Annotated in this window: 1 protein-coding gene; it reads left to right on the forward strand. The window is 46.9% G+C overall.

All coding sequences use genetic code 11. The features are described 5' to 3' along the window. Window positions 1–226: stage V sporulation protein AA (locus HJY11_RS13920; protein ID WP_208076494.1), on the forward strand; the 226-nt coding region annotated here is incomplete at both ends.

The following is a 226-nucleotide window of genomic DNA, read 5'->3' on the forward strand; positions in this document are numbered from 1 at the left end:
GGATAAGAATAAAGAGGTGACAAAGTCGGACGTCCTTCTGGGGGATATCCTCTCTATGGAATGTGCTGACCAGACAATCGTCAACCGGTTGAAACCGGTACGACTTTTGAAGGCAAATGGACAGGGGCAAAAGCGTTATGTTGTCTCCATTTTGGAAGTGATCGCAAAGATCCATGAGGTCTGTCCGAATCTTACTGTAGAAAATCTGGGGGAGACGGATCTGATC

Source organism: Bittarella massiliensis (ex Durand et al. 2017) (assembly GCF_017566145.1).
GTDB classification, from domain to species: Bacteria; Bacillota; Clostridia; order Oscillospirales; family Ruminococcaceae; genus Bittarella; species Bittarella massiliensis_A.